Below are 18,987 nucleotides of genomic sequence, written 5' to 3'. Positions count from 1 at the left end.
GCAGGCCGTCTGCTTAGCTACTGAACGGTAGCTTAGTACGAGGAGACGCCCATGGCCCTGACGCCGACGTTCGCGATGTGGCACAAGCTGGCCGGGAAGCCGGGCGGGAAACAGCTGTTCAGCGCCGCGATGTGCCTGCGCGTGCCGTACTTCCGCACGGTGCTGCCCTCGGTGCGCGAGCTGCGTCCCGGCCACTGCGAGGTGACCGCGCCGAAGTGGTGGGGTGTGCACAACCACATCGGCACGTTCCACGCGATCGCCGCCTGCAACCTGGCCGAGATCGCGATGGGCATGCTCGCCGAGGCGACCGTCCCCACCACGCACCGGTGGCTGCCGAAGGGCATGAACGTCCAGTACGTCGCGAAGGCCGAAACCGGCCTGCGCGCGGTCGCGGCGCTGCCCGGGCTGCCGGAGTTCGGCGACGAAGGCTTCGACCTCGAGGTCCCGGTGACCATTTCGGACGCGAAGGGCCGGCCGGTGGTCACCGGGACGATCACCATCTGGGTGACGCCGAAGAAGCGTTAGAGCTGCTTGTACTGCACGTACGTCGTCTGGTGGAACTCCGACGACGACGGCAGCCCCAGCTTCCGGTCGACGAGCTTGCCGAGCGGGCCGCAGCCCTGCGTCGCCGGGAGCGCCAGGGCCGGGTCGACGACGCCGAAGTGGAACGTCGGCGGGTTCTTGGACAGCACCGTCGGCGGCATCGCCGGGTCGTCGTGGACGACCGTGTGCAGCGGCGCGGCCGCCGTGCCGATGCTGCATTCCTTGCGCAGCAACGGGTGCCGCAGCATCGCGTAGACGTCGAGCTCGCCGCGGCGGGTGTCGTTGCCCTGGAAGTCCGAATATCCGCCGTAGCGCAACTGGAGTGTCGTGCCGGCCAGGCCGGGCACGCGCACCGGCTCGTGCCGCAGCGCGCCGAACACCTGCGCGTACTGGCCGTTCACCTTGCCTTCGCTGAACGTCAGCCGCATTTCGCCCAGCGGGATCTCCTGGGTGCCGATCGACAGCTTTCCTTGCGAGACAAAGGCTTCACAGCGCCACGTGCCCGGGTCGGCGTCCGCGGGCGGCGCCGGGCAGCCGGTGAAGTCGAACGTCGGGAGTTCGTCCGCGGACGCGGTGCCCGGCAGCAAGGCCAGTGCGGCCACGGCCGCCCCCAGTGCGAGAAGTTTCATGGCGCTGAGCCTGCCCGCGTGGTGACGCCGGGACATCCGGGATCGTCCCCAGGGAAGCCCCGGGATTCGTCAGGGGCCGAGCCGGGCCAATGCGTCGACGAAGCCGTCGTCGGCGGTCGCGAAGAACTCGGCGTCCGCGGCCTCGACGTCCTTCAGCGCCTTCGCGACCAGTTCGAGGCCGGCCGGGGTGACTTCCAGGCGCTTCGCGCGGGCGTCGGCCGGGTCGTCGGCGCGGGCCAGCAGACCGCGGTCGGCGAGCTTGCGGACGACCTGGCTGGTCATCATCGTGTCGGTGCCCGCCTGGTCGGCGAGTTGCCGCTGGGTCGGTGGCTCGCCCGCCCGGGTGAGCCACCACGTCGTCGTCAGCAGCACGAACTGGACGTGCGTGAGGTCGTGCGGGGCCAGCGCGGCACGCATCGCCCGCTGCCAGGCCAGCGTCACGCGCCACAGCAGGAAGCCGGGGCTGCGCTCGGGGCCGGGCAGGCGGGACTCGGGGAGGCTCATACGCGCAAGCTTGCCTCGGCGAGCCGGGCCAGCGCGCGCATCGCGTCGGGAGTGTCCGAAGTGACCTGCTCGCCGAACCCCTCGGGGCCGTCGATGGTGACGCGGTAGGTGATCCGCGTGCCGCCGTCGACGTCGGTCAGCACGTGCTCGAACCGCAGGTGCGCGTCCGGCAGCCGCGTCTCGTCGGTGAAGCTCCGGCCCTCGGTGACCTCGGTGAGGGTGAACGGGATCGGCGGCATGCCGTCCATCGTCATCGTGCCGCTCGTCCCGGCGGCGAACGGGCCGCCGAGGACCACCGACCGGACGCCGGCGTCCCACTCCGGCCAGCGGTCCGTGTCGGCCCAGAGCGGCCAGATCGCGGCGGCGGGGGCGGTGGACGTCTCGCTGTGCTCGTACTCGTAAAGTGCCATGCGAGCAGACTATATGCGCGCTTACTAAAAGCGCAAGCGGCTTCGCCGAGCCGGGCGGTGCTGGTCAGTTCGCCGAGCGCAGCTTGTCGTAGTAGGCGACGCAGTCCTGGTAGGACGGCAGCAGGCCCTGCTCGAGCGCCTCGGCCAGGGTGGGGGCGGCGCGGTCCTTCTCCGACAGGATCGGCTCGATGTCCGCGGGCCAGGGCAGGCCGAGCGCGGGGTCGAGCGGGGTGATGCCGTGCTCGCCCTTGGGGTTGTACGGCTCGGAGCACAGGTAGGCCATCACCGTGTCGTCCTCGAGCGCGATGAAGCCGTGCCCGAGGCCCTCGGCGAGGTAGGCGGCGTTGTACCGGGCCGAGTCGAGCCGGACGGCGTCCCAGTGGCCGAAGGTCGGCGAGCCGACGCGGATGTCGACGACGACGTCGAGCAGCGAGCCGCGCGCGCAGTAGACGTATTTCGCCTGCCCGGGAGGCGTGTCGGCGAAGTGGATGCCGCGGATCGCGCCCCGCCGGGACACGCTGTGGTTCGCCTGCGCGAGCCGCAGCGGGTGGCCGGTCGCCTCGCGCAGGACCTCCTCCTGGAAGGGGGCGACGAACAGGCCCCGCGTGTCGGGGAACGCCCGGGGGGAGAACTCGAAGGCGTCCGGGACGCTCAGCCGGCGGAATTCCATGGCATCACCTTATCGGGCGGCTAAAAAACCGAACGGACGTCTTGGCAATTGCCGGAATGGCGTCCGATGTGACATCAACCGCACCGAGGGGTCACCGGCGGCGGAGGACCTGTCACAATGAACGAACCGCCGCGTCCGCGGCCATCGCCAGACCCACGGCACCGATGGCCGACGTGACGCCTCGCCGACAGGCCGGCGCTACCGCGCTGGGCTGCCGTGCCGGGATCCCCCACGGTTTCCCCTGCCGACCGTGGTCCCAGCCCGCATGCCCAGGAGAAATTCCAGTGACCCGAGTCCGAACCGCGAGTTCCGTCATTCCCACTGGGGGAATGACGGAAACGACGACAGGAAACCCCATGACCGACCCCACCGGCGCCGTCGCGCCGGTCACCGACGAAGAGATCTTCACCGGGCACGAGGGCGGCAAGCTCTCGGTGGCGGCCACCCGCCCGATTTCCAGCCCGCGTGACCTTTCGATCGCGTACACCCCGGGGGTGGCGAAGGTGAGCCGCGCGATCGCCGAGGACGCCGCCAAGGCCAAGCACTACACGTGGGCGGACCGGCTGGTCGTCGTGGTGAGCGACGGGACGGCGGTGCTCGGCCTCGGCGACATCGGCGCGAGCGCGTCGCTGCCGGTGATGGAGGGCAAGTCGGTGCTCTTCAAGACTTTCGGCGGCCTCGACTCGATCCCGCTGGTGCTGGACACGACCGACGTCGACGAGATCGTCGAGACGCTGGTCCGGCTGCGGCCGTCGTTCGGGGCCGTCAACCTGGAGGACGTTTCCGCGCCGCGGTGCTTCGAGCTGGAGGACAAGCTCAAGGAAGCCCTGGACTGCCCGGTCATGCACGACGACCAGCACGGCACGGCGATCGTGACGCTGGCCGCGCTGCGGGGCGCCAACCTGGTCCTCGACCGGGCGATCGCCGACCAGCGCGTCGTCGTCTCCGGCGCCGGCGCGGCGGGTGTGGCCTGCGCGAAGATCCTCCAGGAAGCCGGCATCGGCGACGTCACGGTGCTCGACTCCCGCGGCATCATCCACGCCGGCCGCGACGGCCTGAACCCGGTCAAGGAACGCCTGGCCGCGACGACGAACAAGGCGGGCCTGCGCGGCGGGCTGGCGGAAGCCCTCGAAGGCGCGGACGTCTTCCTCGGCCTGTCGGGCGCGACGATCGACGAGTCGCTGCTGGGCCGCATGGCGGGGGGCGGCATCGTGTTCGCGCTGTCCAATCCGGACCCGGAAGTGCACCCGGTGGCGGCCGCGCGGTACGCGTCGATCGTGGCCACCGGCCGGAGCGACTTCCCGAACCAGATCAACAACGTGCTGGCGTTCCCGGGCGTCTTCCGCGGCGCGCTCGACTCGGGCGCGCGGGCGATCACGGAGAACATGAAGCTGGCGGCCGCCGAAGCGATCGTGTCGGTGGCGATGGACGACCTGGGCCCGGACCGGATCGTTCCGTCACCGCTCGACCCGCGCGTGGCCCCCGAGGTCGCGGCCGCGGTCGCGAAGGCCGCGGAAGCCGACGGCGTCACGGACTGAGTGCTCTGCCGCGGCTCATCGTGAGTGAGAAACAGTGTTCTAACCCTGTTTCTCACTCACGAGGGCCGCGGCAGACTCAGGAACCGAGGAGGTCGGGGAGGCGGTGGCGGGGGACGTCGACCAGGCGCAGGTCCACCAGGTCTTCGGGGACGTCGAGGGCGACGTTCGCCAGGCGGGCGTGGGCGCGCGTGAGGACCTCGTCCTGGTGCTCCACTGCCTCGGCGACCACGACCGCGTGCCGGTTGTCCGGCGTGCTCCGCAGGTATCGCAGCGCGTACTTGCCCCGGACGAGTGACGCGAGCGCCTCCTGGGCCGCCTGATCGCCCAGGTCGGGGTGGGCGTTGGGGACCAGCAGCGCCAGGCGCCGGGCGTTCGTGCCCAGCAGTGTCCGCAGCAGCCACGGTCCCGGGTCGGCCGAGAGGTCCATCGCGACGGCGTCGCCCTCGGGACCGGAGATCGACCAGTCCACCGGCCGCGACTCCAGCGCGAGCCCGCCCGCGCCCGCGATTTCCTTCAGCTTCTCCAGCAGCGCCGGTTTCGTCCCGGCCGCTTCGACCGACTGCGGCCCGTGCGTGTAGATCGCCTTGCCGCTGCGCATCTTCTTGGCCTTCGCCGTCGGCTGGCAGACGTACAGGTCCGCCGCGCTGCCGATCGCCTGCGCCCCGAAGTACCGGTTGAAGCCCGGCAGGATCGCCTCGAACGTCAGCCCGAGCGTGGCCAGCGACCGCTGCACCTGCGCGCCCAGCGCCGGGTGACGCGGGCTGTAGCCGTACGCCAGCAGCAGCCGTCCCTCGCTCGGCTCGCGCAACGCCTGCACCCCGCGTGCCGCGAACAAACCCATTCCTTCGGGCGTGTACGGCGGATCGCTGAACACGAGGTCGAATCCGCCGGAAAGCGACGGGGGCAGGCCGACCCGCAGGTCCGCATGCACGGTCCGGATCTCCCGGCCGCCGCGGTCGTCCAGGTAGGCGAGCACCCGCTCGTCCAGGTCGACGACCGTCAGGGTCGCCGACGGGCAGACCGCCCGCACCGCCGGCGACGTCAGGTCGTGGTCGCCGAGGAACAGCAGGCGGGCCGACGCGAGGTCGTACTGGGCGTCCAGCCAGAGTGCGCGGCGCAGCACGGTCTCCGGCGTGGCCTGCACGTGGTCGAGCGCGGCCAGCGGCGAGGGCACCTCGGCCACCCACTCGGCGACCTTCGGCAGCAGCTCGTGCGTCGCGACGGCTTCGTCGAGCGGGTCGGCGTAGCGGGGCGCGCGGTACTGCAGGTACGACGCCGCGACGCCGGGGGCGATGCGCAGGCGGTCGCCGCTGCGGTCCAGGTCGTCGCCGAGGGCGGTGAGGACGGCTTCCACGCTGCGCCGCGGGGCGGTCGACAGCCGGACCAGCTCGCCGAGGTCGTGGTCGCCGGTGCGCAGCAGGTCGAGGACGCGGTACAGCGGGCGGACGCCGACGCCGTGCGCGGCGAGGACGTCGTCGAGGGCGTTCACGGACTCTGAGCCTAGTCACCAGCCCTCGGAACAGCGTGCCAACCACCGCGTACTCGGCTACGGTCGAACGCACCGGGACATGGGGAGTGGCAGTGACCATCGAATTCCGCGACGTGACCAAGCAGTATCCGGATGGGACGGTCGCCGTCGACAAGCTGAACCTGACGGTCGAAGACGGCACGATCACCGTGTTCGTCGGCCCGTCCGGCTGCGGCAAGACCACGTCACTGCGGATGATCAACCGGATGGTCGAGCCGACCGCCGGCCAGGTGCTGCTGGACGGCAAGGACGTCGCCGAGGGCGACCCGGCGCTGTTGCGCCGCGGCATCGGCTACGTCATCCAGCACGCCGGCCTCTTTCCACATCGGACGGTGCTGGACAACATCGCCACCGTGCCGCTGCTTTCGGGCTGGGACAAGGCGAAAGCGCGCAAGCGGGCCGCCGAGCTGCTGGAGATCATCGGCCTGCCGGTCGAGCTCGGCAAGCGGTACCCGGCCCAGCTCTCGGGCGGCCAGCAGCAGCGCGTCGGCGTCGCCCGCGCGCTCGCCGCGGACTCGCCGGTGCTGCTGATGGACGAGCCGTTCTCCGCGGTCGACCCGATCGTGCGCGAGGACCTGCAGAACGAGCTGCTGCGGCTGCAGTCGCAGCTGGGCAAGACGATCGTGTTCGTCACGCACGACATCGACGAGGCCGTCCGGCTCGGCGACAAGGTGGCGGTGATGCGCGTCGGCGGCAAGCTGGCCCAGTACGGCACGCCCGCCGACGTCCTCCGGCACCCGGTGGACGACTTCGTCGCGTCCTTCGTCGGCCGGGATCGCGGCTACCGCGGCCTGTCGTTCCTCTCCGCCGAAGGCGTCGAGGTCAAGGAGCTGGAGCTGGTCGAAATCGGGTCCAGCGTGCCGGCGAGCGACGGCTGGCGGCTCGCGGTCGACACCGAGAAGCAGCCCCGCGGCTGGCTGCCGCCGAACTCCACTGTGGACGGGCAACTGACCGAGGACGACCTCGTGGCCGGCGGATCGCTGTGGGTGCGGGGGACGCCCATTCGCGGCGCGCTCGACGCGGCGCTGTCGTCACCGGCCAGCCTCGGCGTGGTCGTCGACGAAGAGCACCGGGTCCTCGGCGCCGTGGTCGCGCGGCAGGTCCTGGACGTCATCGAGGGCACGCCCCAGGCGTCATGAGCTTCTTCGACGAGCTCGGGCGCTACCTGGGCAGCGCGAACAACCGCGTGCAGATCCTCGGTGACCTGGGTGATCACGTGTACCTCGCGCTGCTCCCGCTGGTGCTCGGCATCGTGCTGGCGGTCGCGGCGGGCTGGCTCGGCCATCGCTGGGCACCCGCGCGGCAGGTGCTGATGGTGGTCGCGAACCTGCTCTACACGATCCCGTCGCTGGCGCTGTTCGTCGTCATCCCCGGCCTGATCGGGACGAAGATCCTGGACAGCGTCAACGTCGTCGTCGCGCTGACGATCTACACCGCGGCGCTGCTCGTCCGCCCGGTGCTCGACGCCCTCGACGCGGTGCCGCCGCCGGTGGTCGCCGCCGCGACCGCCGTCGGGTACAAGCCGGTGCGGCGGTTCTTCGCCGTCGAACTCCCGCTGTCGGTCCCGGTGCTGGCGGCCGGCGTGCGGGTCGCGTCGGTCAGCAACATCAGCCTGGTCAGCGTCGGCGCGCTGATCGGCACCGGCGGCCTCGGCGTGCTGTTCACCGACGGCTTCCAGCGCGAGTACTTCTCGCCGATCGTGGTCGGCATCGCGCTGACGCTGCTGCTGGCCCTGGTCGTCGACCTGGTGCTGGTGGGCGCGCGAAACGTGCTGACGCCGTGGACCCGGGTGGGAGCGCCGTGATCACCGACCTCCTCCACTGGTTCGGCGACCCGGCGCACTGGTCGGGGCCCGACGGCGTCCCGCAGCGGCTGCTGGAACACCTGGGCTACACGGCGTTGTCGCTGGTGATCGCGCTGGTTATCGCGGTGCCGCTGGGCCTGTTCGTCGGCCACACCGGCCGCGGCGGCGTCGCGCTGGTGAGCGTCGGCAACGCCATCCGCGCGCTGCCGACGCTGGGTCTGGTCACGTTCCTGTTCCTGCTCTTCACCGAGAGCGTCACCTCGACGATCATCGGGCTCGTGGTGCTGGCCGTGCCGCCGATCCTGGCCGGTACGTACGCCGGGCTGCAGGCCACCGACCACGGCGTGGTCGACGCCGCCGAGGGCGTCGGGATGACCGGCTGGCAGCGGCTGTGGAAGGTGGAGGTGCCGATCTCCCTGCCGCTCGTGCTCGGCGGCATCCGCAACGCCGTGCTCCAGCTGGTGGCGACCGCCGCGGTGGCCGCCTACGTCGGACTCGGTGGCCTGGGCCGGTTCCTGCTCGACGGACTGGCCATTTTGGACTATTCCGAGGTGATCGCGGGCGCGCTGCTGACGACATTGCTGGCCATCGTCCTGGATCTCCTCTTCGCGCTGCTGAACCGGGCCCTGGTGCCCCGGGGTGTCCGGCTCGCGGCGGCGGTGAAGAAGGTGACGGCGTGAAGCGGCTGCTCTCTTTCGTCGCGGTCCTGTTCTTGGCCGCGGGCTGCGGGAACCCGCTGGCGGGTGGCGGTGAAGGGGGCACTTCGGGCGACATCATCATCGGGGCGTCGGACGTCGGCGAAAGCCTGCTGCTGGCCCAGATCTACGCCGGAGCGCTGCGCGAGGCGGGGGCGGAGAACGTGACCGTGCGGCCGCCGGTCGGCAGCCGCGAGGTCGTCGTCAAGGCCCTGCAGGACAAGTCGCTCACGGTTGTGCCGGACTACAGCGGGAACCTGTTGCGCTACTTCGACAAGGACGCCGCCGCGACGACGTCCCAGGACGTCTACGCGCAGTTGCGGCAGAAGCTCCCGCCCGGGTTCGAGGTGCTGGACCAGGCGCCGGCGGAGGACAAGGACCTGCTCGTCGTCGGACCACAACTGGCTTCTTCGGGTATCAAGACGTTCTCCGACCTCGGGAAGCGCTGCGGCGAGCTGGTGTTCGGCGGCCCGGGCCAGTGGAGCAGCCGCTGGAAGGACAAGATCAAGGCGTTGTACGGCTGCGAGTTCAAGGAGATCCGCACGACGGACACCGGCGGCCCGGTGACGGTGGCGGCCCTGAAGTCCGGTGACGTCCAGGTGGCGGACCTGTTCAGCACGTCGTCGACGATCGCGGCGAACGGGTTCGTGCCGCTGGTCGACGACAAAAACATGTTCCCGGCGCAGAACATCGTGCCGCTGGTGGCGAAGGGGACGCTGTCGCCCGCCGAGGTGGCCGCGTTGAACCGCGTCTCGGCGGCGCTGACGACCGAACAGCTGACGCGGCTCAACGTCGAGTTCACCGAGGAGAAGCGGAACCCGCTCGACATCGCCGAGGACTTCCTCACGCGGGCTTAGCGCTCACTCCCGCGCCGGCTCGTCCAGCAGGGCACACAGCCTGCTCAGCGTGGTGGCCCACGGTCGCGCGGCGAGCAGGCTACTGGCGTCCGGATGGGTGTCCCAGTAGTGCACCAGCGGTTGCTGCGCGGGGGTGGTCATCCGCTGCACGGCGAGAACGAGGTCGTCCAGTAGCACCCGCCAATCACGCTCGCCGGTGCTCACCACTCAGCCCTGCCGGGTGGGCCGGATGGTGAGGTCGCCGATCTCGACGTCGTCGGGCTGCTCGATGGCGAACGCGATCGCCCGCGCCACGGCCTCGGGACCGATGCCGAGCGCCGCCATCGCCTCCTGGGCCTGCGCGCGCTGCGCGGGGTCCTGGACGTAGTCGACCAGCTCGGTGCGCACGTACCCCGGCGAGATCGACGTCGTGCGCAGGACGCCGTCGGTCGACTCCTGCCGGAGCGCCTCCAGCAGCGTGCGCACGGCGTTCTTGGTCCCCGCGTAGACCGCCTGTGTCGGGACGATCTTCAGCCCCGACGTCGAGACGGTCGTGACGAAGTGCCCGCGGCCCTGCGCGCGGAACACCGGCAGCGCGGCGGCGATGCCGTGCAGCACGCCGCGGAGGTTGACGTCGATCATCGCGTCCCAGTCGTCGACGTCGAGCGCGCTCACCGGCGCGATCCGGGCGACGCCGGCGTTGGCCACCAGGACGTCGAGGCGGCCGAAGCGATCGACGGCGAGGGCGACGAGCCGCTCGAGATCGGCCCGGCGGGTGACGTCGACGTCCAGCAGGTCCGCGCGGCCGCCGTCGTCGCGGATCTTCCGGGCCAGCGCTTCCAGCCGGTCGGTGCGCCGGGCGCCCAGCACGACGGCCGCGCCCCGGCTCGCCAGCTCCACCGCCGTCGCCTCGCCGATCCCGCTGCTCGCGCCGGTGATCGCGACCACCTTGTCCAGTCCGTTCGTCATGGCACCTCCCGCTAAACTGACAACTGTCCGCTTAAGCGTAGCGGACACTTGTCCATTTATGCGAGGAGGTGGTCGTGCCGCGTTCGGACGCCGTCGCCAACCGCGACCGGATCGTCGAGGCCGCACGGGCGGAGCTGAGCGAGTCCAACGGCGCGCCCGAGGAACTGAAGCTGCACCGGGTCGCCAAAGCCGCGGGCGTCGGGCAGGGCACGCTCTACCGGCACTTCCCGACCCGCGAGCACCTGCTGGCGGAGGTGTACCGGGCCGAGCTGACCCAGCTCGTCGCCACCGTGGCGCCCCTGCTGGCCGAACACTCCCCGCTGGAGGCGCTGTCGCGCTGGCTGGACCGGCTGATCGAGTACGCGCGCGTCAAACGCGGTGTCATGGCGGGGATCGCGGTGCCGGCGTGGCAGGACCTGTACGCCGGCCAGCACCACCGGCTCGACGACGCGCTCGAAACGCTGCTGGACCGGGGAAAGGCCGCCGGGGAAATCCGCGACCGCGTCGACGCCGCCGACGTCATCCTGCTCCTCGGGGCGCTGTCGCGGATCCCCGAAGCCGACTGGGACCAGCGCGCGCCCCGGATCGTGGCGGTGATCGTCGACGGCCTGCGCGCCTAGCGGTCGGCGGCCAGCTTGAGGCCGAGGCCGATGAAGATGCCGCCGGTGGCGACCTCGATCCGCCGTTGGTTCTTCTTCTGCCGGACCCACCCGCCGACGCGGCCGGCGAGGACGCCGACGGTGCCGTCGACGAGGAACTCGAACACGATCATGATCGCCCCGAGGACGGCGAACTGCAGCCAGACGTGCCCTCGGCCGGGATCGACGAACTGCGGGAGGAAGGCGATGGTGAAGGTGACCATCTTGGGGTTGAGCAGGTTGGTGAGCAGGCCGGACAGGAAGGCGCGGTCCGGCTTCCGCGCGACGAGCGGCTTGCGGTTCCGGATGGCCTGCACACCCAGGTAGATGAGGTAGGCGGCCCCGGCGACGCGAACCACGGTGAAGGCGACGGGCACGGCGGCGAAGAGCGCGGCCAGCCCGGCCGCGGCCACGGCGACGTGGATGGCTTCGCTGGTGGCGACCCCGGCGGTGGCGAGCAGACCGGCCTTCGGGCCGCCGCGCATGCCGCAGCCGAGGATGAAGAGCATGTCCGGCCCCGGCATCACCATCGCGACGGCGGTGGTGGCGAGGAAGGCCAGCAGGAGGTGCGGGTCGACCGGCATGGCGTCATCGTGGCACGCCGGCCGGGGTCCGCGAACTCCATTTCCGGTCAGCCGCGCACGGCCGCCGCCACGCGGGCCGCGTCCTCGATGGCCTTCTCCGGGGACTCCTCCGGCAACGGCAGCAGCACGACCGACCCGCTGCCCGCTTCGTGCAGGGCGCGGACCGCCGCCGCGCAGGTGGCCAAGTCGCCGCAGATCGCCAGGCGGTCGATCCACTCCGGACGCAGGCCCGCGGCCAGCTCGTCCACTGTGGACGCCGAATCCATCAGGGCCAGCAGCTCCGAAGCGAACGGCAGACCTTCCACCTGGACCCGCGATCCGGGTGTCAGGGACTCCGCCACCGTCATCCGCGCCCGCTCGCGGTCGCCGAGGGCGAGCCAGTTGTACGTCACCAGGGCGTGCGGGCCCGTCGCGGCGATGCCCTCCAGCGCCGTCCGGACGTACTCGGGTGCGGCCGGCTCGGCCAGGATCGTGCCGTCCGCCGCCGCGCCCGCGACCGCCAGCGACTTCGGGCGGCGGACGCCCGCCAGCAGCGGAGGCGGCGACGCCGGCGGGAACACCAGCTCAACCTCGTCGAGGTGGACGTGCCGGCCGTCCATCGACACGCGCTCGCCCGCCAGCAGCCGCCGGACCGCCACGAGCGTCTCCTCCAGCGCCGCCAGCGGGGACGCCGGGTACGCGCCGATCTGCCGCATCCACGACGCGACGCCGTGGCCGAACCCGGCGATGAGCCGGTCCGGGTGCAACTCGGCCAGCGCCGCGATCTCCATCGCCGCGATCGCCGGGTTGCGCGCCACGGCCGGCAGCACGCCGATGCCCACCTTGATCGTCGACGTCACCGCCAGCGCCGTCGCGACCGTGGCGATGCCGGCCGCCCAGAAGCAGTCCTCGACCAGCCAGAGCTCGTCGAGGCCCGCGTCTTCGGCCTGGCGCGCGAGGTCGCGCAGCTTGGCCGGCGGCTGCTCGCGGTTGATCCGGACTCCCACGGACGAGGTCGGTGTGTACACGCGCGGCTCCTGTTCAGATCCGGGAGAACGCGGGCGCGTACTCGAAGGCGCCCGCCTGGGTGGGTTCGTACGCGGCGAGCGTCCGCGCCTGGAAGTGCGGCCCCCACTGCGGGTCCGGGGCGGTGATCGCGACGTCCGACGCCGTGCCGAACCCGAACCGCGCGTAGTAGGCCGGGTTGCCGAGCAGGACGACCAGGCCGTGGCCGAGGGCGTCCGCCGCGCCGAGCACGGCGTGCATCAACGCGGAGCCGACGCCGCTCGCCTGGTGCGCGGGCAGCACGCCGAGCGGGCCCAGCCCGACCGCGGCCGCCGGATCGCCGCCGAGCCGGGCCCGGCTGCAGCAGACGTGCCCGACGACGACGCCGTCGCGGACGGCCACCAGCGAGAGGGGAGCCAGCAGGTCGCCGTCGGCGCGCAGTTCGTCCACGAGGGGCGCCTCGACCGGGGTGACGCCCGCTTCGCGCCGGAAGGCTGCGCTGTGGAGTGCGTGGATCGCGGCCCGGTCGGCCGGCGTCTCGCGGCGGATCAGCATGGGCGCCAGCATGCCGGGGAACGCCGCGGAGGCGAAATCGTTTTGCGGCGTGCCGTCACGCCGCGCGGCTGCTCCGCCGATTCCTCCTCGGCGGCGGCACCGGGATGCGCGGTGGCGACGGCCGACGACAGCGCCGCGATCAGGCCCAGCGGCAGCACGAGCAGGGCCAGCGCCGTGCCGACGCCCAGCGTCTGGGCCAGCCAGCCGAACAATGCGGGCCCGGCGAGCACGCCGCCCTGGTGCAGGGTGGAGTACCGGGCGATGGCGAGGCTCGTGTTCCCGCCCACCCCGTGGCCGACCGCGCCCGCGGTGATCGGGATCACCACCGCGAGCCCGCAGCCCTGCAGGGCGAACCCCGCCAGCCCGGTCCAGGGATCCGGGGACAGCACCACCAGCAGCACCCCGGCCACGGTGGCCGCCATGCTCCACCGCAGCAACGCCACCGGCCCGAGCAGGCGGTGCGCCCGGTCGTCGAACATCCGGGTGCCGGTCTGCGCCAGGACGAACACGAAATAGCCCAGTGAGGCGATGGCCGGCACCGCACCGCGCTGCTCGTGCAGGAACACCCCGCACCAGCTCGACACCGTGCCCTCGCACAACGCACCCGCCGCACCGAGCCCGCCGAGCACCAGCACCGCGCGGGTCCACCCGGAGAACAGGCCGGCCCGCGCGCCGGGTGCGCGGCGGGACGCGGTCCACCGGTCGGGCAGCGCGTGCCGCCCCGCGACCAGCGTGAGCACGCACAGCGCGGCCGCGATGGCGGCGAAGTGCACGGCGAGCGGCACCCCGGCGCGGACCGCGGCCACCGAACCGAGCGACCCGGTCAGCGCGCCGACGCCCCACAGCGCGTGCAGCCGGTTGAGGAGCGGACGCCGTCCCAGCCGCTCGAGCTCGACGCCCTGGGCGAGCGTGCCGACGTAACGCACCGCGGCGCCGGACCCGCTCCGCCGTCGCACGATGGCCTCGAAGCCTTCTTCGTAGGACACGCCGGCGATGACCAGCAGGACGCGGTCGTCCTCGGCGTGCAGCTACTTGGCGCAGTCGATCGCGAACAGCGGGTCCTTGACCGGCCGCAGCCCGGAGGGCAGGAGCAGCAGTTTGGCGTCCTGGCCGACGCCGAGCGCGCGGCGCAGCGAGTACCGCGACGGGTCGGTCCGCACGCCCTGCGGGATCACCCGCACCTTGTCGGCGATCTCCGGTCGCTGGGTCCCGGTCCTGGGGAAAAAGTGCTTCCGAGCCACGGAAAAGCTTGGCAAACGCAGCGGGGGGAGGGTCGTCTCTTGGATTGCCCGAGAGGGTCCGGACGCGACGAAGGCCACCTCGCGGGTGCTGCCCGCAAGGTGGCCTTCACGCCACTTCAGCGAATGATCAGTCGAACGCCTTCGCGATCAGCGCCTTCTGCTCGACCTCGTGCACCTTCGACGAACCCGCCGACGGGGCCGCCATCGGGCGGCGCGAGACGACCTGCAGGCCCGAGAGCACCTCCGGGAACTTCCGGGGCAGGTTCAGGCCGAAGAACGGCCACGCACCCTGGTTTTCCGGCTCCTCCTGGACCCACGCGACCTGCGACGCGTTCGTGTACCGCTCCAGCGCCGCCAGCAGCTTCTTCTTCGGCAGCGGGTAGTACTGCTCGATCCGCACGATCGCGACGTCGTCGGCCTCGCGCTTCGCCCGCTCCGCCACCAGCTCCCAGTACAGCTTCCCGGAGGTCAGCAGCACCTTGCGGATCTTCGACGGGTCCGGCGTGGTGTCGTCGATGACGGACATGAACCGGCTCTCACCGGTGAAGTCCTCGACCGCCGACGTCGCGGCCTTGTTGCGCAGCATCGACTTCGGCGTGAAGACGACCAGCGGGCGCTGGATGCCGTCGAGGGCGTGGCGGCGCAGCAGGTGGAAGTAGTTCGCCGGGGTGGACGGCACGGCCACCGTCATCGAGCCCTCCGCGCACAGCGAGAGGAAGCGCTCGATGCGGCCGGAGGTGTGGTCCGGGCCCTGGCCCTCGTGGCCGTGCGGCAGCAGCAGCACGACGTCGGAGCGCTGGCCCCACTTGGCTTCGCCCGAGGAGATGTACTCGTCGATGACCGTCTGGGCGCCGTTGACGAAGTCGCCGAACTGCGCTTCCCACATCACCAGCGCCTCGGAGTTCGCCACCGAGTAGCCGTACTCGAAGCCGACGGCCGCGTACTCCGACAGCGCCGAGTCGTAGATCATCACGCGGCCCTGGCCGTCGGCCAGGTTCTGCAGCGGCGCGTACTCCTGGCCGGTCTTGCGGTCGATGAAGACCGAGTGCCGCTGGGTGAACGTGCCGCGGCGGGAGTCCTGGCCGGACAGCCGGACCAGCCGGCCCTCCATCGCCAGCGACCCGAACGCCAGCAGCTCGCCGAACGCCCAGTCGATGTCGCCTTCGCGGGACATCTTGTGGCGGCGCTCCATCACCGGCTTGACGCGCGGGTGCGGCGTGAAGCCTTCGGGCACCTGGACGAACGCGTCGCCGATGCGCTCGATGACCTCGTTGCTCACCGACGTCTTGACCTTGGCCGGGACCTGCTGCTCCTCCTCGACCGACGGGCTGGCCTTCGCCGGGTGCTTCTCCAGCTCGCGGACCTCGTTGAAGACGTGCTCCAGCTGGCTCGAGAAGTCGCGCAGCGCGGCCTCGGCCTCCTCGACGGAGATGTCGCCGCGGCCGATCAGCGACTCGGTGTAGGTCTTCCGCACCGAGCGCTTCGTGTCGATGATGTCGTACATCGCCGGCTGGGTCATCGACGGGTCGTCGCCCTCGTTGTGCCCGCGGCGGCGGTAGCAGATCAGGTCGATGACGACGTCCTTGTGGAACGCCTGCCGGTACTCGACGGCCAGCTTGGCCACCCAGTGCGCGGCCTCCGGGTCGTCGCCGTTGACGTGGAAGATCGGCGAGCCGATCATCTTCGCGACGTCGGTGGCGTACTGGCTCGAGCGCGAGTGCTCCGGCGCGGTCGTGAAGCCGACCTGGTTGTTGACGATGACGTGCACGGTGCCGCCGGTGCGGTAGCCGCGCAGCAGCGCCAGGTTCAGCGTCTCGGCGACGACGCCCTGGCCCGCGAAGGCCGCGTCGCCGTGCATCAGGACCGGCAGCACGGTGTAGCCCTCGCCGCCCTTGTCCAGGAGGTCCTGCTTCGCGCGGACGATGCCCTCGAGCACCGGGTCCACGGTCTCCAGGTGCGACGGGTTCGCCGTCAGCGACACCTTCGTCTCGCCGTCGCCGAACATCCGGAAGTACTTGCCCTCGGCGCCGAGGTGGTACTTCACGTCACCGGAACCGTGGGCCTGGCCCGGGTCGAGGTTGCCCTCGAACTCCTGGAAGATCTGGCTGATCGGCTTGCCGACGATGTTGGCCAGCACGTTCAGCCGGCCGCGGTGCGGCATGCCGATGACGACCTCGTCGAGCTCGTGCTCGGCGGCCTTGTCCAGCAGCGTGTCGAGCAGCGGGATCGCCGTCTCGCCGCCCTCCAGCGAGAAGCGCTTCTGGCCGACGTACTTGGTCTGCAGGAACGTCTCGAACGCTTCGGCGGCGTTCAGCTTCGAGAGCACGTACTTCTGGACCGCGGGGTCCGGCTTCTCGTGCGGGATCTCGACGCGCTCCTGGATCCAGCGCCGCTCCTCGGGGTCGAGGATGTGGGTGTACTCGATGCCGACCGTGCGGCAGTAGGAGTTGCGCAGCACGCCCAGGATGTCGCGCAGCTTCATCCGCTCCTGGCCGGCGAAGCCGCCGACCGGGAACTCGCGGTCGAGGTCCCAGAGCGTCAGGCCGTGGGACAGGACGTCCAGGTCGGCGTGGCTGCGCTGGCGGTAGTTCAGCGGGTCGGTGTCGGCCATCAGGTGGCCGCGCATCCGGAACGCGTCGATCAGCTCGATCACGCGGGCGGTCTTGTCGACCGGGCCGTCCGGGATGTCGGCGACCCAGCGGATCGGCTCGTACGGCAGGCGCAGGCTGGTGAAGACGTCGTCGTAGAAGCCGTCTTCGCCGAGCAGCAGCTGGTGGATGCGCTTGAGGAACTCGCCGGACTCCGCGCCCTGGATGATGCGGTGGTCATACGTCGAGGTCAGCGTCATGATCTTGCTGATGCCGAGGTCGACCAGCGTCTTCTCGCTGGTGCCCTCGAACGCGGCCGGGTACTGCATGGCGCCGACGCCGATGATGGCGCCCTGGCCGGCCTGCAGGCGCGGGACCGAGTGGTTGGTGCCGATGCCGCCCGGGTTGGTCAGCGAGATCGTGGTGCCGGAGAAGTCGTCGGCCGTCAGCTTGTTGTTGCGGGCCTTCTTGACGATGTCCTCGTACGCCTGCCAGAACTGCAGGAACGTCATGTCCTCGACGTTCTTGACCGAGGCCACGACGAGGTTGCGCGACCCGTCCTTGCCCTTCATGTCGATGGCGAGCCCGAAGTTGACGTGCTCCGGCGTGATCGCGAACGGCTTGCCGTCGATCTGCTGGTAGTGCCGGTTCATGTTCGGGTAGTCCTTCAGCGCCCGCACCATGGCGTAGCCGATGAGGTGCGTGAAGGAGATCTTGCCGCCGCGGGTGCGCTTGAGGTGGTTGTTGATGACGATGCGGTTGTCCGCCATCAGCTTCGCCGGGACCGCGCGCACGCTGGTCGCGGTGGGGACGCTCAGCGAGGCGTCCATGTTCTTGGCGATGGCCGCCGCGGCGCCGCGCAGCTGCTTCGACTCCGGCTCTTCCTTCTTCGCCTCGGCCTTGGGCTCGGCGGCCTTGGCCGCGGGCTTCGGGGCCGCCTTCGGCTCCGGCTTGGGCGCCGCCTTCTGCTCGGTCTTCGCGGGCGCTGCCTGCTTGGCCTGCTTGGCCGCCGACTCCGCGTTCTGCACGGCCTTGGCCGACGGCTGGGCGGCCTGGCCGTTGGTGGCGGGCTTGGCGTCGGCCTGCTGCCGGGCGGTGTCCGCCTTGGCCTGCGCGCTCTGCGTCGGCTTGAAGTCCGCGAAGAAGTCGTGCCAGGCGGCATCGACTGAGGAAGGGTCGGCGAGGAACTGGTCGTACATCTCTTCGACCAGCCACTCGTTGGGGCCGAACTGTGACGCAGGGCTGCTGCTGGACACGGCTGGGGCTCGCCTCTATCCGTCTCGATCTCGATCTTGAATCCGCTGATGCGCCTACCAGGCTAACCCCCTCGGTGACCGCGATGTGATGGAACCGGCCTGTGTGAGGCGTGGCGCACTAGGGTATCGGTCACTGACTCGATCAAGATGTGCTAAGGGAACCTTAAGCGCTGGACCGGGTACAGGGTTCCCGGCCTCTTGGTTCGGGGTTCGCTCGCCGTCCCGGCGACGTTCACCGGCGCGGGTTCTGCTGGGCGGATGTGGCTGGTCGAATGTCCGTCGTTCTGGGACCAGGGCCTGGTGCGGCCGCTGGTCACCGAGTCCGGCGCGGTCGTGCTCCGGTGCGACTCGTGCGCCGCCGTCTGGCCCACGCTGGCCGACTTCGAGGAGATGGCGTGGGTCGAGCCGGAGGAGCCGGACTGGCTGGTCGGGGCGGGGGTGCACGTCCGGCCGGGGACGGTCCGGTGGGCGTCACGGCCCGACGTCGAGGCGGCCGGGCTGGGGTCGCTGGCCTGGCGGGCGCTGCCTTAGGACGTCGGGTACGGCGGCTCGTGGGGGACGAGCTTGACGGCCAGGTGCAGCTGGTCGGTGGCCAGGAGCCCGGCGATGTCGCGCATCACGGGGGTGACGTCGGTGATGGCGGTGATCCACTCGTCGGCGAGTTCGTGATCGAGCCGGATCGCCTGGAAGTTCAGCGGCGTGTGGTCGAGATCTCGCTCGGGGACCCATTCGACGTGCCCCTGGAGGGCCTGTTCGAAGCCGTCACGGGTGAGGTCGATGGCGAGGATGCGCTCGTGGCCGGGCTTGCGGCCGTTCTCGCTGTCGTAGGCCGCGAGCCGGAACGACGGCGTGACCGGCCCCGCCCCGCCTCGCTGCTCCTCGAGCGCGGCATCGGCGACGGCGGGCGGGCAGGACCGGTAGACCCGGACGGTCGTCTCGGTCTGCGCCGCCCGGACCTGCCGGTCGGGAACCCGCTTCTCTTCGAACATGCCCGCCATGCTCCCAGCGACCCGGG

The 18,987-nt window shown here is 71.2% G+C and carries 22 protein-coding genes; 8 read left to right on the top strand and 14 right to left on the bottom strand.

What is annotated here, in order from left to right; translation table 11 throughout:
• Positions 1-51 precede the first annotated feature (51 nt).
• Complete coding sequence (locus IE317_RS32475; RefSeq protein WP_191315186.1) at positions 52-525, top strand: hotdog fold domain-containing protein; 474 nt, start codon at positions 52-54, stop codon at positions 523-525.
• On the opposite strand, the gene IE317_RS32470 is transcribed toward IE317_RS32475, so the two are convergent.
• From IE317_RS32470 to IE317_RS32455, 4 genes are all read right to left on the bottom strand, one after another.
• The gene (locus IE317_RS32470) at positions 522-1,172 is read right to left on the bottom strand and encodes a hypothetical protein (protein ID WP_191315185.1); all 651 of its coding nucleotides are present in this window, start codon (positions 1,170-1,172) and stop codon (positions 522-524) included. The two genes, IE317_RS32475 and IE317_RS32470, sit on opposite strands and share 4 nt — an antisense overlap.
• Before the next feature lie 69 nt (positions 1,173-1,241).
• Positions 1,242-1,676, bottom strand: coding sequence for a MarR family winged helix-turn-helix transcriptional regulator (locus IE317_RS32465; protein WP_191315184.1), 435 nt, complete (start codon positions 1,674-1,676; stop codon positions 1,242-1,244).
• Positions 1,673-2,086 carry an SRPBCC family protein gene (locus IE317_RS32460; RefSeq protein WP_229903038.1) on the bottom strand — a complete coding sequence of 138 codons (414 nt, stop codon included), beginning with the start codon at positions 2,084-2,086 and terminating at the stop codon, positions 1,673-1,675. The genes IE317_RS32465 and IE317_RS32460 overlap by 4 nt, the downstream gene beginning before the upstream one ends.
• Positions 2,087-2,150: 64 nt before the next feature.
• On the bottom strand, positions 2,151-2,756 hold the full coding sequence (locus tag IE317_RS32455; RefSeq protein ID WP_191315183.1) for a dTDP-4-dehydrorhamnose 3,5-epimerase family protein: 606 nt from the start codon (positions 2,754-2,756) through the stop codon (positions 2,151-2,153).
• 356 nt (positions 2,757-3,112) lie between these two features.
• On the opposite strand from IE317_RS32455, the gene IE317_RS32450 reads away from it, so the two are divergent.
• Complete coding sequence (locus IE317_RS32450; RefSeq protein WP_191315182.1) at positions 3,113-4,294, top strand: NAD(P)-dependent malic enzyme; 1,182 nt, start codon at positions 3,113-3,115, stop codon at positions 4,292-4,294.
• A 76-nt stretch (positions 4,295-4,370) separates the two neighbouring features.
• On the opposite strand, the gene IE317_RS32445 is transcribed toward IE317_RS32450, so the two are convergent.
• The gene (locus IE317_RS32445; protein ID WP_191315181.1) at positions 4,371-5,783 is read right to left on the bottom strand and encodes a bis-aminopropyl spermidine synthase family protein; all 1,413 of its coding nucleotides are present in this window, start codon (positions 5,781-5,783) and stop codon (positions 4,371-4,373) included.
• Positions 5,784-5,875: 92 nt separating this feature from the next.
• On the opposite strand from IE317_RS32445, the gene IE317_RS32440 reads away from it, so the two are divergent.
• From IE317_RS32440 to IE317_RS32425, 4 genes are read left to right on the top strand one after another with little or no spacing between them, the layout of a single operon-like run.
• Complete coding sequence (locus IE317_RS32440) at positions 5,876-6,961, top strand: ABC transporter ATP-binding protein (RefSeq protein WP_191315180.1); 1,086 nt, start codon at positions 5,876-5,878, stop codon at positions 6,959-6,961.
• Positions 6,958-7,626, top strand: coding sequence for an ABC transporter permease (locus IE317_RS32435; protein WP_191315179.1), 669 nt, complete (start codon positions 6,958-6,960; stop codon positions 7,624-7,626). The genes IE317_RS32440 and IE317_RS32435 overlap by 4 nt, the downstream gene beginning before the upstream one ends.
• Entirely contained in the window at positions 7,623-8,306 is a 684-nt protein-coding gene (locus tag IE317_RS32430; protein ID WP_191315178.1) for an ABC transporter permease, read from the top strand. Before IE317_RS32435 ends, IE317_RS32430 begins: the two co-directional genes overlap by 4 nt.
• Complete coding sequence (locus IE317_RS32425; RefSeq protein ID WP_191315177.1) at positions 8,303-9,178, top strand: ABC transporter substrate-binding protein; 876 nt, start codon at positions 8,303-8,305, stop codon at positions 9,176-9,178. The genes IE317_RS32430 and IE317_RS32425 overlap by 4 nt, the downstream gene beginning before the upstream one ends.
• A gap of 3 nt (positions 9,179-9,181) precedes the next feature.
• Here the strand turns inward: IE317_RS32425 and IE317_RS32420 are convergent, their stop codons facing one another.
• Both IE317_RS32420 and IE317_RS32415 read right to left on the bottom strand, forming a co-directional pair.
• Positions 9,182-9,382 (bottom strand): hypothetical protein, encoded by a 201-nt coding sequence (locus IE317_RS32420; RefSeq protein WP_191315176.1) that lies wholly within the window; start codon positions 9,380-9,382, stop codon positions 9,182-9,184.
• 3 nt (positions 9,383-9,385) lie between these two features.
• On the bottom strand, positions 9,386-10,126 hold the full coding sequence (locus tag IE317_RS32415; protein WP_191315175.1) for an SDR family oxidoreductase: 741 nt from the start codon (positions 10,124-10,126) through the stop codon (positions 9,386-9,388).
• A 74-nt stretch (positions 10,127-10,200) separates the two neighbouring features.
• Between IE317_RS32415 and IE317_RS32410 the strand changes: the two genes are divergently transcribed.
• A complete protein-coding gene (locus IE317_RS32410; RefSeq protein ID WP_229903037.1) occupies positions 10,201-10,746 on the top strand; it encodes a TetR/AcrR family transcriptional regulator in 546 nt (181 codons plus the stop codon).
• On the opposite strand, the gene IE317_RS32405 is transcribed toward IE317_RS32410, so the two are convergent.
• The 6 genes from IE317_RS32405 to IE317_RS32380 all read right to left on the bottom strand — a co-directional run bounded on the left by IE317_RS32405 (position 10,743) and on the right by IE317_RS32380 (position 17,972).
• Positions 10,743-11,348 carry a LysE family translocator gene (locus tag IE317_RS32405; RefSeq protein ID WP_191315173.1) on the bottom strand — a complete coding sequence of 202 codons (606 nt, stop codon included), beginning with the start codon at positions 11,346-11,348 and terminating at the stop codon, positions 10,743-10,745. The genes IE317_RS32410 and IE317_RS32405 overlap by 4 nt on opposite strands.
• 47 nt (positions 11,349-11,395) lie before the next feature.
• A complete protein-coding gene (locus IE317_RS32400) occupies positions 11,396-12,355 on the bottom strand; it encodes an LLM class flavin-dependent oxidoreductase (protein ID WP_191315172.1) in 960 nt (319 codons plus the stop codon).
• Between the two features lie 13 nt (positions 12,356-12,368).
• Complete coding sequence (locus tag IE317_RS32395) at positions 12,369-12,887, bottom strand: GNAT family N-acetyltransferase (protein WP_191315171.1); 519 nt, start codon at positions 12,885-12,887, stop codon at positions 12,369-12,371.
• Entirely contained in the window at positions 12,881-13,873 is a 993-nt protein-coding gene (locus IE317_RS32390) for an MFS transporter (RefSeq protein WP_229903036.1), read from the bottom strand. Before IE317_RS32390 ends, IE317_RS32395 begins: the two co-directional genes overlap by 7 nt.
• Positions 13,874-13,915: 42 nt before the next feature.
• Complete coding sequence (locus tag IE317_RS44775) at positions 13,916-14,128, bottom strand: hypothetical protein (RefSeq protein ID WP_229903035.1); 213 nt, start codon at positions 14,126-14,128, stop codon at positions 13,916-13,918.
• A gap of 127 nt (positions 14,129-14,255) precedes the next feature.
• Positions 14,256-17,972, bottom strand: a complete 3,717-nt coding sequence (locus IE317_RS32380) for a multifunctional oxoglutarate decarboxylase/oxoglutarate dehydrogenase thiamine pyrophosphate-binding subunit/dihydrolipoyllysine-residue succinyltransferase subunit (RefSeq protein WP_191315170.1) — start codon at positions 17,970-17,972, stop codon at positions 14,256-14,258.
• 198 nt (positions 17,973-18,170) lie between these two features.
• On the opposite strand from IE317_RS32380, the gene IE317_RS32375 reads away from it, so the two are divergent.
• Complete coding sequence (locus IE317_RS32375) at positions 18,171-18,503, top strand: hypothetical protein (RefSeq protein ID WP_229903034.1); 333 nt, start codon at positions 18,171-18,173, stop codon at positions 18,501-18,503.
• On the opposite strand, the gene IE317_RS32370 is transcribed toward IE317_RS32375, so the two are convergent.
• Entirely contained in the window at positions 18,500-18,961 is a 462-nt protein-coding gene (locus IE317_RS32370) for a DUF4291 family protein (protein ID WP_191315169.1), read from the bottom strand. The genes IE317_RS32375 and IE317_RS32370 overlap by 4 nt on opposite strands.
• Between the last annotated feature and the right edge of the window lie 26 nt (positions 18,962-18,987).

This window comes from Amycolatopsis bullii (assembly GCF_014654205.1).
Taxonomy (GTDB): domain Bacteria; phylum Actinomycetota; class Actinomycetes; order Mycobacteriales; family Pseudonocardiaceae; genus Amycolatopsis; species Amycolatopsis plumensis.
Note: the sequence above shows the minus strand (reverse complement) of the source record. Positions and strands in the feature narration are given on the sequence as shown.

Coding starts and splice junctions, on each gene's coding strand:
- IE317_RS32475 (WP_191315186.1), top strand. CDS start 52: ATGGCCCTGACGCCGACGTTCGCGATGTGGCACAAGCTGGCCGGGAAG.
- IE317_RS32470 (WP_191315185.1), bottom strand. CDS start 1,172: ATGAAACTTCTCGCACTGGGGGCGGCCGTGGCCGCACTGGCCTTGCTG.
- IE317_RS32465 (WP_191315184.1), bottom strand. CDS start 1,676: ATGAGCCTCCCCGAGTCCCGCCTGCCCGGCCCCGAGCGCAGCCCCGGC.
- IE317_RS32460 (WP_229903038.1), bottom strand. CDS start 2,086: ATGGCACTTTACGAGTACGAGCACAGCGAGACGTCCACCGCCCCCGCC.
- IE317_RS32455 (WP_191315183.1), bottom strand. CDS start 2,756: ATGGAATTCCGCCGGCTGAGCGTCCCGGACGCCTTCGAGTTCTCCCCC.
- IE317_RS32450 (WP_191315182.1), top strand. CDS start 3,113: ATGACCGACCCCACCGGCGCCGTCGCGCCGGTCACCGACGAAGAGATC.
- IE317_RS32435 (WP_191315179.1), top strand. CDS start 6,958: ATGAGCTTCTTCGACGAGCTCGGGCGCTACCTGGGCAGCGCGAACAAC.
- IE317_RS32415 (WP_191315175.1), bottom strand. CDS start 10,126: ATGACGAACGGACTGGACAAGGTGGTCGCGATCACCGGCGCGAGCAGC.
- IE317_RS32405 (WP_191315173.1), bottom strand. CDS start 11,348: ATGCCGGTCGACCCGCACCTCCTGCTGGCCTTCCTCGCCACCACCGCC.
- IE317_RS32395 (WP_191315171.1), bottom strand. CDS start 12,887: ATGCTGATCCGCCGCGAGACGCCGGCCGACCGGGCCGCGATCCACGCA.
- IE317_RS32370 (WP_191315169.1), bottom strand. CDS start 18,961: ATGTTCGAAGAGAAGCGGGTTCCCGACCGGCAGGTCCGGGCGGCGCAG.